This window comes from Pseudomonas sp. URIL14HWK12:I5, from assembly GCF_900176445.1.
Classification (GTDB): Bacteria; Pseudomonadota; Gammaproteobacteria; order Pseudomonadales; family Pseudomonadaceae; genus Aquipseudomonas; species Aquipseudomonas monteilii.
Genome location: NZ_FWXQ01000002.1, coordinates 306,965 through 321,365, shown reverse-complemented (window position 1 = coordinate 321,365; position 14,401 = coordinate 306,965). Strand labels below are relative to the sequence as shown.

Below are 14,401 nucleotides of genomic sequence, written 5' to 3'. Positions count from 1 at the left end.
ATGACCGCATCGATTGTGGCGCGCCTGATCCTGGCGCGCGACGACTTTACCCTGGACGTCGACCTGCACCTTCCGGGGCGCGGCATCAGCGCGCTGTTCGGCCACTCGGGCTCTGGCAAGACCAGCTGCCTGCGCTGCCTGGCCGGGCTGGAACGGGCCGCCAGCGCCTACATCGAGGTTAACGGCGAAGTCTGGGAAGACAGTGCCCGCGGCTACTTCCAGGCACCGCACCTGCGCCCGGTTGGCTATGTGTTCCAGGAGGCCAGCCTGTTCCCGCACCTGTCGGTGCGCGGCAACCTGGAATTCGGCTGGCGCCGGGTGGCGGCTGCCGAGCGCAAGGTCAGCCTGGAGCAGGCGTGCCAGTTGCTGGGCATCGGCCACTTGCTGGAACGCCGTCCTGCCACCTTGTCTGGCGGCGAAGCGCAGCGGGTGGGCATTGCCCGCGCCCTGCTCAGCAGCCCGCGCCTGCTGTTGATGGACGAGCCTCTGGCGGCCCTGGACGGGCCGCGCAAGCGCGAGATCCTGCCCTACCTGGAGCGCCTGCACGACGAACTGGACATTCCACTGGTGTATGTCAGCCACGCCCAGGATGAAGTGGCACGCCTGGCCGACCACCTGGTACTGCTGGAGCAAGGCAAGGCGGTGGCCAGCGGCCCGATCGGCGAAACCCTGGCACGCCTGGATCTGTCATTGGCCCAGGGCGAGGATGCCGGCGTCGTCTTCGACGGCATGGTGGTGGGGCATGACCCGCACTACGACCTGCTCGACCTGCGCCTGCCCGGCAGCGGCGGGCCGCTGTTGCGCATCGCCCACACGGCACATGTGATGGGCAGTACCCTGCGGGTCAAGGTGCAGGCCCGGGACGTCAGCCTGGCGCTGACGGCTGACAGCACATCGAGCATTCTCAACCGCCTGCCGGTGCGTGTGCGCGAAAGCCGCCCGGCCGATAACCCGGCCCATGTGCTGGTGAGCCTGGATGCCGGCGGCAATGCCTTGCTCGCCCGCATCACCCGCTTCTCGGCAGACCAGCTCGGCCTGCACCCGGGCCAGGCGCTGTTTGCCCAGATCAAGTCGGTGGCCCTGTTGGGCTGAGCATCCTTTACACGGGCGTTGTCCATTGATCAGTGACTTGATCGAGGCCTGCCGCCCATGCTCGACTGCCCCCTGCCACGCACCCTGCACTACGTTGACGACAGCCAGCCGGGCCTGACCCGGAGACGCTGGCGCGACCGTTTCATCTACCTGGATACCGATGGCCAACGGGTTCGCGACAGCGAAACCCTCGCCCGTATCGCTTCGCTGGTGATTCCGCCGGCCTACACGGATGTGTGGATATGCCCCGACCCACAGGGCCACCTGCAAGCAACCGGCCGCGACGCGCGTGGCCGCAAGCAGTATCGCTACCACACGCAGTGGCGCGAGCTGCGCGACCAGCACAAGTATGGGCGTATGCTGGCCTTTGCCCAGGCCCTGCCTGAACTGCGCGCACAACTGGAGAGCCACCTGGCACGGCCAGGCCTGGACCGGGAAAAAGTGATGGCGCTGGTAGTGAGCTTGCTCGACCACACCCTGATCCGCATTGGTAATCAACGCTACCTGCGCGACAACCAGTCGTATGGTCTGACCACCCTGCGCAACCGTCATGTGCAGATCAAAGGCAGCACCATCCGCTTCCAGTTCCGCGGCAAGCGCGGCGTGGAGCACAACGTCACCCTCAACGATCGGCGGCTTGCCAGCCTGCTCAAACGCTGCATGGAGCTGCCCGGACAGGCACTGTTTCAATACCTGGATGAGGACGGCCAGCGCCACAGCGTCGGCTCCAGCGAGGTCAACCAGTTTCTGCAGCAGCTGACCGGCGCCGACTTCACCGCCAAGGACTACCGCACCTGGGCCGGCAGCAGCCTGGCCCTGGACCTGCTGAAGCCCTTGGCCTGGGAGCCGGACGCCGAGGCCAAACGCCAGGTCGCCGCAGTAGTCCGCCAGGTCGCCAAACGCCTTGGCAATACGCCCGCAGTGTGCAGGCGTTGTTATATACATCCTGCGGTACTTGAGCACTATGCCTTGGGGCGCCTGGCCAACTTGCCGAAAAGCCGAGTGCGCAAAGGGCTGGACCCCGAAGAAGTGGCATTGCTGATATTTCTGCAGGCACTTGAGGAACAGGATGACCATTAAGCCTGTCTATTCACCCCATGATGCGAAGAAATTTCCCATTGGCCGCCAAGCGCCCTATTCTTGCCACCGAGCACCTTGACCGGCAAAACGCTGACGGTTTGCTTCGGCACCTGCAACTGAAGACTCGCAACAGAATTTGTCTGTCGGGGAATTACTATCCGCCGAAAGCGTCTTTAATGAGAAGGAAGAGGGACCCGCTCCCGCCGCCAAGGCAATTAGCCTGGCGGTCTTTTACATCACCAAGGAGATCTACATGCTGATACTCACCCGCAAGGTTGGCGAAAGCATCGTCATCAACGATGACATCAAAGTCACCATTCTGGGCGTCAAAGGGATGCAGGTGAGGATCGGGATCGATGCACCGAAAGATGTTCAGGTTCATCGCGAAGAAATCTTCAAGCGCATCCAGGCCGGCAGCCCGGCCCCGGAAAAGCACGACGACTCGCACTGAGCGACCTGCCTCAAGCCGCACGGACGCGCTTGATCGCCCCACGCCTCAGGTGCCGAGCAGTTCGTGCACCTTGGCGACCATACAGTCCATGTCGAACGGTTTGTCGAACACGGCGGCGAACAGTTCCGGGCATCCCTGGTTGGCCTGTGCGCCGCTCATGAGGATGACCGGTAACTCGCTCAAGGCCGGGTCTTCACGCATCGAGCGCACCAGCTCTTCACCGTTTAGCAGCGGCATCATGTAATCGGTGATGACCAGCTGAACACGCTTCTCCTTCAGCGCTTCCAGCGCCTTGCAGCCATTGCTCGCCTTTTCCACCAGGTAGCCTTCGTCCTCCAGGGCAAAACCGAGGATATCGGCAATCAGGTACTCGTCATCGACGATCAGGATGGTGTTCATGGGCCTGCTCCGTCACCCGCCCCCTTGCGGCACCGGCGTTCCCGAGAGCACGCCACAGGCGCCTTCGAACGCCTTGCGCAGGCTAATGCCTTGCGGCCCCATCAGCAGTTCGTGCAAAGCAGGGTCATGGTGACTGTCACGCACCTTGAGGATCGACAGCATGCGCCGCAGCTGCGAATCCAGCTCGACGAAGCGCATCAGCATCAGGTTGTCGACGATGCTCGACAGGTCCGGGGCCGGGGCGCTGATTTCCGAGCCGAAGATATCGCGCATTTCCCAGGTCAGCATCACGCTCACATCACGCGCGCGCAGTTCACCGGTCAAGGCGCGGAAAAATGCATTGAGACGCGCCGGGTCAACAGCCAGTCGGCTGAACGCCCCGAGGCTATCAATCAGCACGCGCTTGCAGCCCTGCGCCTCGACACGTTCGAGCAGGCGCGCCCCTACCTGGTCCAACAAACCTTCGGTGGTCGGTTGCCAGCACAGCTGCAGGCTGCCGGCGCGTTCCATCGCTGCAAAGTCGTAACCCAGCGATGCAGCCTTGCTACGCAGGCGTTCGGGGGTTTCGTAGAAGCCGAAATGCAGCCCCGGCGCTTGCGCAGTGCTGGCCCCCAGAAAGGCCAGCCCCAAGGATGTCTTGCCAATACCCGAAGGCCCGATCAGCAAGCTGACCGACCCCGTGGACAGGCCGCCGTCGAGCATTTCATCCAGGCTTGGCACACCGCTGCTGATGCGAGCAGGAATGGTGCTGCCCAGCTGGCTGGGGTGGCTGAACAACGCCTCAAGGCGCGGGTAGACATGCATGCCGCTTTCATCGATAAGGCACTCATGGCGCCCCGACAACGCCCCACTGCCGCGCGTCTTGCGCAGCTGGATATGGCGCACGGCGCGGCTGCCCACCAGTTGCTCACCCAACTCGATCACGCCATCGACCATGGTGTGTTCCGGGCTGCCCTCGTCCAGCCGTGCGCTGGTGAGCAGCAGCACCGTGCAGCCGGCGAAGGCCGCATGACCCTGTAGCTCGGAGACGAACTTCTTGGTGTCCAGCGCAGTTTCCGCGCGCACCCGGGCATTGAGTACACCGTCGACGATCAGCAAGCTGGCCTGCTGCCGGGCGATTTCCTGGCGCAACAGCCGCACAACGGCATCCAGCCCTTCCTGCTCAAGGGTGTCGAAGGCACTGACAAACTGGATCTGGTCGCCGACCAGCGAAGGGTCGAAGAAGTCCAGCGTGCCCAGGTACTGGAACAGCCGCTCATGCGACTCGCTCAGCAAGGTGGCCACCAGCACCCGGCCACCGCCGCGTACATGGCCGCAGGCCAGCTGGTTGGCGAGAATGGTCTTGCCCGCACCCGGTGGGCCCTGAATGATGTAGGAGGCACCGGCTACCAAGCCACCCTTGAGCAAGGCATCGAGCCCTTCGATACCCGTCACCAGCCGCCTGAGTGCCTGTGCCATGATGCTCACCTGTCGAGATTGCTGTGGGTCTTGTCCTGATACGTTGGCAAGTAAAGTTGCATGGAAGTTCCGTGGCCGGGCTCACTGTCGACAAAAATGGCGCCGCCGCTCTGCCTGGCAAAGCCATATACCTGGCTAAGGCCCAAGCCAGTGCCCTTGCCGAAAGGTTTGGTCGTGAAGAACGGCTCGAAGATGCGTGGCAATACCTCAGGCGCAATGCCTTCGCCGCTGTCTGCCACCACAAAACGCACGAAACGGCCTTGCAACCCTTCCACGTCGCCCGCCAGTTCGACTACTTCGGCCGACAAGCCTATCCGGCCCTCCCCTGCGATGGCATCGCGGGCGTTGAACAACAGGTTCAGCAGCACCATCTGCAATTGCCCGGCATCCACTTCGATCAGCGGCAAGTCCGCCTGCAACTGCACCTGCAGGTCAATCGAACTGGGCAGGGCATGTTCCAGGAGCCCACGCGTGGCAGCTACAAGGTCTGCCGGCGCTACACACGCCACATCGAGTTTGCGGTGGCGGGCAAAGCTGAGCAGTTGCTGGGTCAGTTCAGTGCCTCGCTGCCCGGCATCCAGAATATGTTGCAGCATGCGCTGGGCACGCGCCGGGTCCTGGGTGGCTATCGCCAGGCGCGCCGAACTGATGATGATGGTCAGCATGTTGTTGAAGTCATGCGCCAGCCCGCCAGTCAGTTGGCCGAGGGCCTCCAGTTTCTGTGCCTGGAACAGCTGGGCGCGCACCGCGTCCAGTTGCATCGCCGACTCGCGGCGGTCCGTGATGTCCCGGGTAACTTTGGCCAGGCCGATGATCTGGCCCTGGTCGTCGCGGATCACGTCCAGCGCCGCCAAGGCCCAGAACTGTGTACCATCCTTGCGCACGCGCCACCCTTCATCCTGCGCTACACCCTGCTCCAGCGCCTGGCGCAACAAGCGCTCCGGGCGGCCGTCGGCACAGTCCTGCGGCGTGAAGAACAGCGAGAAATGCTTGCCGATCACTTCATCGGCGCGGTAACCCTTGATCCGTTGCGCACCGGCATTCCACGACACCACATGGCCGGCAGGGTCAAGCATGTAGATGGCGTAGTCCACCACCGACTGAACCAGCTGCTCGTAGCGGTGGGCAGGCATGACGGGGTGGTCGGGGCAGTCAGCTGAAACCATGCAAGCTCCACTGGTACAGCGGGAGGAACAAAATGAGCTTAGCCGAACACGCCCGGCGACAAACAGCCGTGCAGCTACCGTGGGTCACCGTTCAGGCTCGACCAGTATCGGGCTGATGCGTCGCGGCATGGCGACTTTCAGCAGCCACAGGCCAACCAGCATGATAACCCCGCCACCTGCCAGGGCCATCAGCCGCTGCGGATGTTCGGCATCGAACCCCAACATCAGCAGGTAAACACCCAGGCTGACCAGGCTGAGGTAGAGAAAAGCGCCCAACACGATCACCTGCGCAAACAGCAGCCGCCAGAACAGCCGTGGGCGCACGACACGCTCGCAACCGTCAGACTGAGTCATCGCCGCATACTCTTGGATCCAATAAAAGGGTAACAGTGGCGTAATGACAGCAAGGTGTCAATTACCCGTTCGCTCGACCCTTCACTCTGTTGATCATAGGTGCTGCAGTTGACTCAACTATAACAATGGGTTATAAAGCGCGCTTGATTGCGAAGCCCTTCTGCTTAGAAGCGAGCTGGTCGTTACGACCCCTTCAAGCGTGCGAGTGTGGTGGAATTGGTATACACAGCAGACTTAAAATCTGTCGGCGTGAGCCTTGCGGGTTCGAGTCCCGCCACTCGCACCAAACTTCGTTGAAAAGGCGCCCTTGCGGCGCCTTTTTGCTGCCTGCCGGCAATGTCCCGCGCAGCTGCTAGAGTGGAACTTGTACTCGTCCACTGGAACGCCGCCATGCGCTACTCCCTGTTCGATGGCCAACGCGACATCATTATCCTGATAGCCCGCGTGCTGCTGATGATCCTGTTCGTCTTGTCTGGCTGGGCCAAGCTGACCGGCTTTGACGGCACGGTCGGCTACATGACCTCGCTGGGTGCCCCTGCCCCCATGCTGGCGGCAGCGATTGCCGTGCTCATGGAGTTCGTGGTCGGCATCCTGCTGATCCTGGGCTTCTATACCCGGCCACTGGCGTTCCTGTTCGCACTGTTCGTGCTGGGCACGGCGCTGTTGGGCCACCCGTTCTGGAACATGGTCGACCCCGAGCGCAGTGCCAACATGACCCAGTTCCTGAAAAACCTCGCCATCATGGGCGGCCTGCTAATGCTGGCCGTGAGCGGCCCAGGGCGCTTCTCGTTGGACGGCCGCTAGGTCAGTCGTCTTCGCAATCGTCGAACCAGGCTGGGTGATCCCGCTCCTCGTCATCGAGGTCATCCAGCGTTTCCTCGTCTTCTTCCACTTCATCCTCGGCGCCTTGGGCATCTGCCTCGTGCTCCACGTCGTCGTAGAGAAACTCATGGTCGAGCAGGTGATCGTGCTCGGGTTCGTGCAGGTCGTCTTCGTCGTGCATGCTGGCTCCTGGCGTGATGGCAGGCCTGTATAGGCTGATCAGGTTCCAAGGTCAATGCGTTGCCACTTAATCCTGGGTTAACCAGCCGGGCGCAACCTGCAGGCTCTCCCTTCAAACGTCTTTTGCCCGCCGCTCATGGCGGGCTTTTTTATGCTTTTACCCACATGACACCCTCATGACCTGCACTTCACGAAATACTGACAAACGGATGGGCACACTGACCCTGCTCCGTACGTTCTTGCAGCCCGCCGCATCATTGCCGCGGGCTTTTCTTTTTATGGCGCTAACGCACTCCATGACCTGAAGCAGTTTTGCCTGGCGACGCAAGGGCTATGCTAACCCAGCGATAACCCAAGCTCACTCGGATAGACACGGAGGCTCATATGAAAGCTGCTGTTGTTGCGCCAGGCCGTCGCGTGGATGTGGTTGAGAAAACCCTGCGCCCCCTCGAACACGGTGAAGCGCTGCTGAAGATGCAATGCTGCGGTGTGTGCCACACCGACCTGCATGTAAAAAATGGCGACTTCGGTGACAAGACCGGCGTCGTGCTGGGCCACGAAGGCATCGGCGTGGTCCAGGAAGTCGGGCCGGGCGTTACCTCGCTCAAGCCGGGCGACCGCGCCAGCGTGGCATGGTTTTATCAGGGGTGCGGGCATTGCGACTATTGCACCAGCGGCAACGAAACCCTGTGCCGCGAAGTGAAGAATTCCGGGTACACCGTAGACGGCGGCATGGCAGAAGCCTGCATCGTCAAAGCCGACTATTCGGTCAAAGTACCTGACGGCCTCGACTCCGCCGCCGCCAGCAGCGTTACCTGCGCCGGCGTGACCACCTACAAGGCGGTAAAAATCTCCAACATCCGCCCAGGCCAATGGATCGCCATCTACGGCCTCGGCGGCCTGGGCAACCTGGCGCTGCAATACGCCAAGAACGTGTTCAACGCCAAAGTGATCGCCATTGACGTCAATGAAGAGCAACTGCGCTTCGCCAGCGAAATGGGCGCCGACCTGGTTATCAACTCGCGCACCGAAGACGCCGCGAAGGTCATCCAGGCCAAGACCGGGGGCGCCCATGCTGCTGTGGTTACCGCCGTTGCCAAAGCCGCCTTCAACTCGGCCGTGGACGCGCTACGCGCAGGCGGCCGCCTGGTTGCCGTGGGGCTTCCGTCAGAGTCCATGGACCTGAATATCCCCCGCCTGGTGCTGGACGGGATCGAAGTGGTTGGCTCGTTGGTCGGCACACGGCAAGACCTGCAAGAGGCCTTCCAGTTCGCCGCTGAAGGCAAAGTAGTGCCCAAGGTAACCCTGCGGCCGATCGAGGACATCAACCAGATCTTCGACGAGATGCTGGAAGGCAAGATCAAAGGCCGCATGGTGATCCAGTTCGAAGGTTGATAGCCTGAAGGCCGATCATTTCGAACGACCAAAAGCCCGTGGATGATCATTCACGGGCTTTTGCCCTTTTCATAGTCAAGGAACAGACCATGAGCTTCGACTGGCACGCTGGGCCGATTACCCGCACCACGCCCTTGGACAAGCACTACCGCAACACGCAGAAGGTGCGTCAGTTTCTACTCGGCGAGTGTGGCCAGGCATTCAAGTTCGACGGAGCCTTCATGGCGTGGATCAAGAGCGGCACGCCGTCCACTATGGGAGACGTCGCGGATGAATGGTTACGGATGCATCGCTGACTTTCATTGGCGGGCACCTGCGTTGCAGCTGCTTTCTCCAACATCTTGTCCAACGCTTCAACCATGCTGGAATAATCCATTTCCTGACGACCTCGCTGGTGGAATGGGCTTGAGCTCAACCTTAGCTTGTGAACATTTCAATACGTGGTGAGGGAACCGGAGCGTCTTTACCGCCCTCCCTTCTGATGACCCACGTATGGGTGGTGCGGTTCAAAATAAGTGCTCAAGATGCAGCATCGAGCCTGTACACACGAGGAGATGGGCATGTCGATTCGAAGCTTGGCCAAGCATCTACCGCCAGATCCTTCCAGAGCGGGCTGGGTTCTGGGATGGGGCGTTCTGAGAGACAGGCATCCATGGCATTTTGTCGACGTCTATGCCGATCAGAAGACGGCCGAAGCAGAGGCAAAGCGCCGAGGGGAAGGTTACGTCGTGGAGTTCGGCTCGCATCGCCTGGGGTCGCGTGATTTTGTCTGTGGCGTAACCTTGCCTGAAGGCTAGAACGGATGCGCAAGGCTGCGATTCCACCGTGTTTTTTGATTGAGGTGGCCGAAGTATTGGGAAACTCTAGTGTTGCGAATAGAGTCGCGCGACCCAAACGAAGGCCTACCGATGAACGAACGTTACTCACACCTTGATGGGCTGCGTGGATTAGCGGCGCTAGGTGTAGTTTTCTGCCACTTCGTACAACTCTATCTGCCTGCTGCTTTTCTCCGAACGGCACCGCGTCAGGATCGTACGCTCAATCCAACTCACTCATACGCCTGTCGCCTGGTTTTCAACTGTGACAAGGAGGGTAAACCGTCAGTAAGCCTCTGGCGTAGCGCTCGGAGCATTGCGAAAGAAAAATGGATGAGCCACGAATCATCCTTCAATCGAAACATACTACCCCGGTAAAAAGCTACTTCCGTCTCGCTGACTCCAATCCACCCAGAAATATCTAAATCACTTGGCGCATCAAACATACTTGAGCCCTCGCGTTCGCAATGAAGCAACCAAGTAGTGCACTTTGACGCGCTATCGCTTGTGGATGGACTTGGCCGTTTGAGGGTTGGTCCAAACAGACTTCGGCTTGCTAGCTAGCACCCCGCTGACTCCTGCAGGAACGCTTTCAATTTGGCCTCCCAGCTTGACGAACAATTGAGTCTGTTCATTCAAGCGCTCATGGGCACGCTGCGTCTCGGGGGATATGGCCTGGAGCATAAAAGCAACCTCATAGTGAGCAGCCGCAAAACACGGCTACGCAGTCACTATACAGGCTATTGACAGATTCCGTATGAATAAGAGCCAGATACTGAAAATTACCAGCCTATTCAACGCAAAACTCGGCAGGTTCTTTCGAAAACCCCGCATGCCTAACCAGCCGCCGCCGCTGACAAGCTGCATGAGCCTGGTCTGTGGCTAGCGTCAGTTCCAGTACTGCAGCAGTAGCGTGAGAATCGCCGAGCGAGCATGCAGAGCAACTGGTGCTCAACTTGAGCGAACCGGCCGACGCCTTTGAATGGTACCGGGTGAGCGCCGCCGTAGGGAATGTACGCAACCAAGGTGCCAAGCTTATCTCCTTAGCGGTGCGCCACAGTCCTGGGCTTGGTGGTACTCACGCAGCCCGAGAGGATGCCAGAGTGAAGGCCGAGGTCGAGAAAAAGCCGGATCTGGCCAACCGTATCGCCCAGTTCCAGTTCCGCAACATCAGACCGAAGGCAGCATCCGAGATCAACGACCTGAGCGCTGCAAGCCTGCTGCTGGATCACTCAAAAGAGGGGATCGCCGAGCGCGTTTATCGTCGCGTTGGCGCCATCGCCAAGCTCTCCAAAGGCTGAGTTTTTTAAACTCCATGCCAAAAGTTTCGGAACTCTTGGCTTTTTTGACCCATAAATAAAAACCCCGCAGACGTTAGTCTGCGGGGCTTTCGAATGGTGGAGGCCGAGGTCGGAATCGAACCGGCGTAGACGGATTTGCAATCCGGAGCATAACCACTTTGCTACTCGGCCTCAAAGGTCGGATCTAGCTGCTTGCGCTTTGCTATCTCCTTGAAACGCTGAACCTTTTTCAAAGTTTGCTGCGTTTCGATGGGCGCCATTATGTCTTCATTCCTTTAACCTTGCAACCCCCTGAACGAAAAAAAATTTCAACGGGTTCAAGGTGTTAGCGCAGACGCCCGAGTTTACTCCACAAACCTACCACCGTGTTCTCCACCGTGCCGCTCGCCGCCATGCCGATGCGTTCCTGCAGGCTCTTGCGTTCGGCATAGTGCAGGTGGAAAAGGTTGGCATTGCGCGCACGCTCGCTGAGGTATTCGTCGCTGGTCTGCAGTTCGTCCACCAGCTTTCGGTTGAGTGCCGCAACCCCGAGCCAGACTTCGCCGGTGGCCACTTCGTCAATGTGCAACTGTGGACGGTAGCGTGCAACGAAGTCCTTGAACAGCTGGTGGGTGATGTCCAGGTCTTCCTGGAACTTCTCCCGGCCCTTCTCGGTGTTTTCGCCAAACACGGTGAGGGTACGTTTGTACTCGCCAGCAGTCAGCACTTCGAAGTCGATGTCATGCTTCTTCAACAGGCGGTTGACGTTAGGCAGCTGCGCCACCACGCCGATCGAACCCAGCACGGCGAACGGCGCACTGACGATCTTCTCGCCGATGCAGGCCATCATGTAACCACCGCTGGCGGCCACCTTGTCGATGCACACGGTCAGCGGGATGCCAGCCTGACGAATGCGCGCCAGCTGCGAAGCTGCCAGGCCGTAGCTGTGCACCAGGCCACCGCCACTCTCCAGGCGCAGCACCACTTCGTCACGCGGTGTGGCGAGGGTCAGTAGCGCGGTGATTTCGTTACGCAGGCTTTCAGTGGCCGAGGCCTTGATGTCGCCATCGAAATCCAGCACGAAGACCCGGCCCTTTTCCTCGGCCTTGCCCTTCTTCTGCCGTTTTTCCGCCTTGGCCTGCTGTTTGCGCAAGGCCTTGAGCTGGGCCTTGTCCAGCAGGCCGGACTCCAGGCGCTCGCGCAGGTCCTTGTAGAACTCGTTCAGGCGGGTGACCTGTAATTGCCCCCCCGATTTGCGCCGCCCCTTGCCGCGCAGCCCGGCGATGGCTGACAGCACCACCAGGATGGCGATGACCAGGGTGGCGGTTTTGGCGAGAAAGCTTGCGTATTCGGCAAGAAACTCCACGTTGACTCCTTAAATACCTGCGCCACGGCGGCGCGTAACTGTTGCAAGCATACCGTTGCACCCGAGGTGCTGCCAGCCGGTGCAAACGCTGGCAACATCTTTCAAACAACCTTTTCAAACGCTTGTATGTTTTTTCGTTGACAGCCCGTGTGGCGCATCCTAACCTCGCAGCAACCTCCAACAGGCCGGAACCTTTCGTGGGCAACCTCTACCTGATCCGACATGGCCAAGCCTCCTTCGGTGCCGATGACTACGACGTTCTCTCCCCCGTGGGCGTGCGCCAGAGCCAGGCCCTGGGTGAGCACCTTGCCCAACTGGGTGTGCGGCTGCACCGCTGCGTGGCAGGCGACCTGCGCCGTCAGCAGGATACCGCGCGCCTTGCCCTGGAGGCCTTGCAGGCCAACGGCTGCCCGGTGCCGGCGGTTGAGACCGACGCGGCGTTCAATGAGTTCGATGCCGACGGCGTCATCCGTGCCCTGTTGCCCGAGCTGCTGCCGCAAGAGCCAAACGCCCTGCACATCCTGCGCAATGCTGCGCAGCACCGCAGCGAGTTCCAGCGCCTGTTCGCCTTGATGGTGCAGCGCTGGCACGACGGGGAGCATGCCGACGACGGCCTGGAAACCTGGCAAGCTTTTACTGCCCGCGTACAGGGTGGGCTGCAACGCGTACTGGATACCGCCGGCAGCGGCGACAATATCGCCATTTTCACCTCGGGCGGCACCATTGCCGCCCTGCTCCACCTGGTTACCCGTATCACCCCCAGCCAGGCGTTCGCGCTGAACTGGCAGATCATCAACACGTCGCTCAGCCAGCTGAAGTTCCGCGGCCGCGACGTGGCACTGGCTTCCTTCAACAGCCAAGCCCATGTGCAGCTGTTGAGGGCGCCGGAGTTTGTCACCTATCGATAAGCCCGGCTTTGTTGTGTCCCTGCGGGGACGTGTAAATCACTCTATAAGGAATGCGCCATGACCTCCGTAGCTGATGCCGTCAAAAAGATGCAAGAGAAGTTCAACCCATCCGCTGCCGCCGGCCTGGACCTGGTGTTCGGCTTCAACATCACCGACGAAGGCAAGCAGTACGCGCTGATCGTCAAAGACGGCACCTGCGACCTGCAGGAAGGCGAAAACCCGGATGCCAACTGCACCCTGGTAATGGACAGCGAAACCCTGAAGGGTATCGTCAGTGGCGAAACCGACGGCATGCAGGCCTTCATGGGCGGCAAGCTGCGCGTTGAAGGCGACATGATGCTGTCGATGAAACTCAGCGAGCTGTTCCCGTCCTGAGGGCTGGGGATTCCGGATGATCGAAAACCGAAGCCCTCGCGGCTTCGGTTTTTTTTTGCCCGGCATTCGGTGCAGTGATCCACCGGCAACACCCGCACCTATATGGCACCTGGCACGCTTGTTCCAGCCCGGGCAGGCCATTAGATTAGCCAATAGTCCTTGCGATCGAGAATAAGGAAAACGCATGACGCTCACCGACCAGTCCACCCAGGTACGCCCCGGCGAAGAACTCGACGCGGCCGTCATCGCCCCTTACCTCAAGGCCAATATCCCCGGCCTGGATGGCCTGCCCAGCATCAGCCAGTTCCCGGGTGGCGCCTCCAACCTCACCTACCTGGTCAGCTACCCGGGCCGTGACTTCGTACTGCGCCGCCCACCGTTCGGGCAGAAAGCCAAGTCGGCCCACGACATGGGCCGCGAGTTCCGTATCCTGAACCAGCTGAACAAAGGCTTCCCCTACTGCCCCAAGGCCTATGTGCACTGCACCGACAGCAGCCTGATCGGCGGTGAGTTCTACGTGATGGAGCGGGTCAAGGGCATCATTCTGCGCTCGGATATCCCTGCCGAACTGAACCTGGACGCCAGCCGCACCGAGGCCCTGTGCAAAAGCTTCATCGACCGCCTGGTCGAGTTGCACCAGGTGGACTACAACGCCTGCGGCCTGGCCGACCTGGGCAAGCCGGAAGGCTATGTGCAACGCCAGATCGAGGGCTGGACCAGCCGCTACGAAAAAGCCCTTACCCCGGATGCCCCGCGCTGGGAACAGGTGATCGCCTGGTTGCACGACAAGATGCCCGCCGACCACCCGAAGCCCGGCATCGTGCACAACGATTACCGCTTCGACAACGTGATCCTCGACGCCGACAACCCCATGCGCATCATCGGGGTACTGGACTGGGAAATGGCCACCCTGGGTGACCCGCTGATGGACCTGGGCAACAGCCTGGCCTACTGGATCGAGGCCGACGACCCGGCCCCCGTGCAACTGATGCGCCGCCAGCCGAGCAATGCACCCGGCATGCTTACCCGTCGCCAGTTCGTCGATTACTACGCCAAGCGAGCGGGCATCCAGCTCGACAACTTCGATTACTACTATTGCTATGGCCTGTTCCGCCTGGCCGGCATCGTCCAGCAAATCTATTACCGCTATTTCCACGGCCAGACTCAGGACAAGCGCTTCGCCCAGTTCATCCACATGAACCGTTTGCTGGAGCAGATGACCCTCCAGGTCATTGCCAAGTCCAGGCTCTGAGCACCGAC

At 60.6% G+C, this 14,401-nt stretch carries 17 protein-coding genes, 2 tRNA genes and 2 pseudogenes; 13 read left to right on the top strand and 8 right to left on the bottom strand.

The window, feature by feature from the left end; all coding sequences use genetic code 11:
* The 3 genes from modC (at position 1) to csrA (ending at position 2,623) form a co-directional block, all read left to right on the top strand.
* The gene (gene modC / locus B9A31_RS05985; RefSeq protein ID WP_025753707.1) at positions 1–1,092 is read left to right on the top strand and encodes a molybdenum ABC transporter ATP-binding protein; all 1,092 of its coding nucleotides are present in this window, start codon (positions 1–3) and stop codon (positions 1,090–1,092) included.
* A 57-nt stretch (positions 1,093–1,149) separates the two neighbouring features.
* Positions 1,150–2,172 carry a DNA topoisomerase IB gene (locus B9A31_RS05980; RefSeq protein ID WP_019096532.1) on the top strand — a complete coding sequence of 341 codons (1,023 nt, stop codon included), beginning with the start codon at positions 1,150–1,152 and terminating at the stop codon, positions 2,170–2,172.
* 253 nt (positions 2,173–2,425) lie between these two features.
* Positions 2,426–2,623 carry a carbon storage regulator CsrA gene (gene csrA, locus B9A31_RS05975; RefSeq protein ID WP_004375914.1) on the top strand — a complete coding sequence of 66 codons (198 nt, stop codon included), beginning with the start codon at positions 2,426–2,428 and terminating at the stop codon, positions 2,621–2,623.
* A 45-nt stretch (positions 2,624–2,668) separates the two neighbouring features.
* Here the strand turns inward: csrA and B9A31_RS05970 are convergent, their stop codons facing one another.
* The 4 genes from B9A31_RS05970 to B9A31_RS05955 all read right to left on the bottom strand — a co-directional run bounded on the left by B9A31_RS05970 (position 2,669) and on the right by B9A31_RS05955 (position 6,000).
* Positions 2,669–3,022 carry a response regulator gene (locus tag B9A31_RS05970; RefSeq protein ID WP_016711425.1) on the bottom strand — a complete coding sequence of 118 codons (354 nt, stop codon included), beginning with the start codon at positions 3,020–3,022 and terminating at the stop codon, positions 2,669–2,671.
* Positions 3,023–3,034: 12 nt separating this feature from the next.
* On the bottom strand, positions 3,035–4,480 hold the full coding sequence (locus B9A31_RS05965) for an ATPase domain-containing protein (protein WP_019096531.1): 1,446 nt from the start codon (positions 4,478–4,480) through the stop codon (positions 3,035–3,037).
* 5 nt (positions 4,481–4,485) lie between these two features.
* A complete protein-coding gene (locus tag B9A31_RS05960) occupies positions 4,486–5,646 on the bottom strand; it encodes a two-component system sensor histidine kinase NtrB (RefSeq protein WP_019096530.1) in 1,161 nt (386 codons plus the stop codon).
* Positions 5,647–5,730: 84 nt separating this feature from the next.
* Entirely contained in the window at positions 5,731–6,000 is a 270-nt protein-coding gene (locus tag B9A31_RS05955) for a hypothetical protein (RefSeq protein ID WP_019096529.1), read from the bottom strand.
* Positions 6,001–6,201: 201 nt separating this feature from the next.
* On the opposite strand from B9A31_RS05955, the gene B9A31_RS05950 reads away from it, so the two are divergent.
* Both B9A31_RS05950 and B9A31_RS05945 read left to right on the top strand, forming a co-directional pair.
* Positions 6,202–6,286 (top strand) — tRNA-Leu (locus tag B9A31_RS05950).
* Positions 6,287–6,390: 104 nt separating this feature from the next.
* Positions 6,391–6,804 carry a DoxX family protein gene (locus tag B9A31_RS05945; RefSeq protein WP_027615020.1) on the top strand — a complete coding sequence of 138 codons (414 nt, stop codon included), beginning with the start codon at positions 6,391–6,393 and terminating at the stop codon, positions 6,802–6,804.
* Position 6,805: 1 nt separating this feature from the next.
* Here B9A31_RS05945 and B9A31_RS05940 read toward each other — a convergent pair whose 3' ends face one another.
* Complete coding sequence (locus B9A31_RS05940) at positions 6,806–7,003, bottom strand: hypothetical protein (RefSeq protein WP_016711430.1); 198 nt, start codon at positions 7,001–7,003, stop codon at positions 6,806–6,808.
* 383 nt (positions 7,004–7,386) lie between these two features.
* Here B9A31_RS05940 and adhP point away from each other — a divergent pair, with 383 nt between their 5' ends.
* The 3 genes from adhP to B9A31_RS27390 all read left to right on the top strand — a co-directional run bounded on the left by adhP (position 7,387) and on the right by B9A31_RS27390 (position 9,194).
* Positions 7,387–8,397 carry an alcohol dehydrogenase AdhP gene (adhP, locus tag B9A31_RS05935; RefSeq protein ID WP_019096527.1) on the top strand — a complete coding sequence of 337 codons (1,011 nt, stop codon included), beginning with the start codon at positions 7,387–7,389 and terminating at the stop codon, positions 8,395–8,397.
* Between the two features lie 89 nt (positions 8,398–8,486).
* Complete coding sequence (locus tag B9A31_RS05930) at positions 8,487–8,693, top strand: DUF6434 domain-containing protein (RefSeq protein ID WP_019096526.1); 207 nt, start codon at positions 8,487–8,489, stop codon at positions 8,691–8,693.
* A gap of 264 nt (positions 8,694–8,957) precedes the next feature.
* Positions 8,958–9,194, top strand: a complete 237-nt coding sequence (locus tag B9A31_RS27390) for a hypothetical protein (protein WP_081717231.1) — start codon at positions 8,958–8,960, stop codon at positions 9,192–9,194.
* 516 nt (positions 9,195–9,710) lie between these two features.
* Here B9A31_RS27390 and B9A31_RS27675 read toward each other — a convergent pair.
* Positions 9,711–9,896: a hypothetical protein gene (locus B9A31_RS27675; RefSeq protein ID WP_016711433.1), complete on the bottom strand. Its 186-nt coding sequence runs from the start codon at positions 9,894–9,896 to the stop codon at positions 9,711–9,713.
* A 239-nt stretch (positions 9,897–10,135) separates the two neighbouring features.
* Here B9A31_RS27675 and B9A31_RS26925 point away from each other — a divergent pair.
* A pseudogene (locus tag B9A31_RS26925) lies at positions 10,136–10,252 on the top strand (DUF159 family protein); the annotation flags it as partial.
* A gap of 45 nt (positions 10,253–10,297) precedes the next feature.
* Positions 10,298–10,513 (top strand): annotated as a pseudogene (locus B9A31_RS05915) (integrase); the annotation flags it as partial.
* A gap of 97 nt (positions 10,514–10,610) precedes the next feature.
* Here B9A31_RS05915 and B9A31_RS05910 read toward each other — a convergent pair.
* Together B9A31_RS05910 and sohB are read right to left on the bottom strand one after the other, a co-directional pair.
* Positions 10,611–10,684, bottom strand: a tRNA-Cys gene (locus B9A31_RS05910).
* A gap of 154 nt (positions 10,685–10,838) precedes the next feature.
* Positions 10,839–11,858 (bottom strand): protease SohB, encoded by a 1,020-nt coding sequence (gene sohB, locus B9A31_RS05905; protein WP_019096524.1) that lies wholly within the window; start codon positions 11,856–11,858, stop codon positions 10,839–10,841.
* A gap of 197 nt (positions 11,859–12,055) precedes the next feature.
* On the opposite strand from sohB, the gene B9A31_RS05900 reads away from it, so the two are divergent.
* From B9A31_RS05900 to B9A31_RS05890, 3 genes are all read left to right on the top strand, one after another.
* Complete coding sequence (locus tag B9A31_RS05900; protein WP_025753703.1) at positions 12,056–12,766, top strand: histidine phosphatase family protein; 711 nt, start codon at positions 12,056–12,058, stop codon at positions 12,764–12,766.
* 57 nt (positions 12,767–12,823) lie between these two features.
* Positions 12,824–13,141 carry an SCP2 sterol-binding domain-containing protein gene (locus B9A31_RS05895; RefSeq protein ID WP_016487959.1) on the top strand — a complete coding sequence of 106 codons (318 nt, stop codon included), beginning with the start codon at positions 12,824–12,826 and terminating at the stop codon, positions 13,139–13,141.
* Between the two features lie 184 nt (positions 13,142–13,325).
* Complete coding sequence (locus B9A31_RS05890; protein WP_025753702.1) at positions 13,326–14,393, top strand: phosphotransferase family protein; 1,068 nt, start codon at positions 13,326–13,328, stop codon at positions 14,391–14,393.
* Positions 14,394–14,401: the final 8 nt, after the last annotated feature.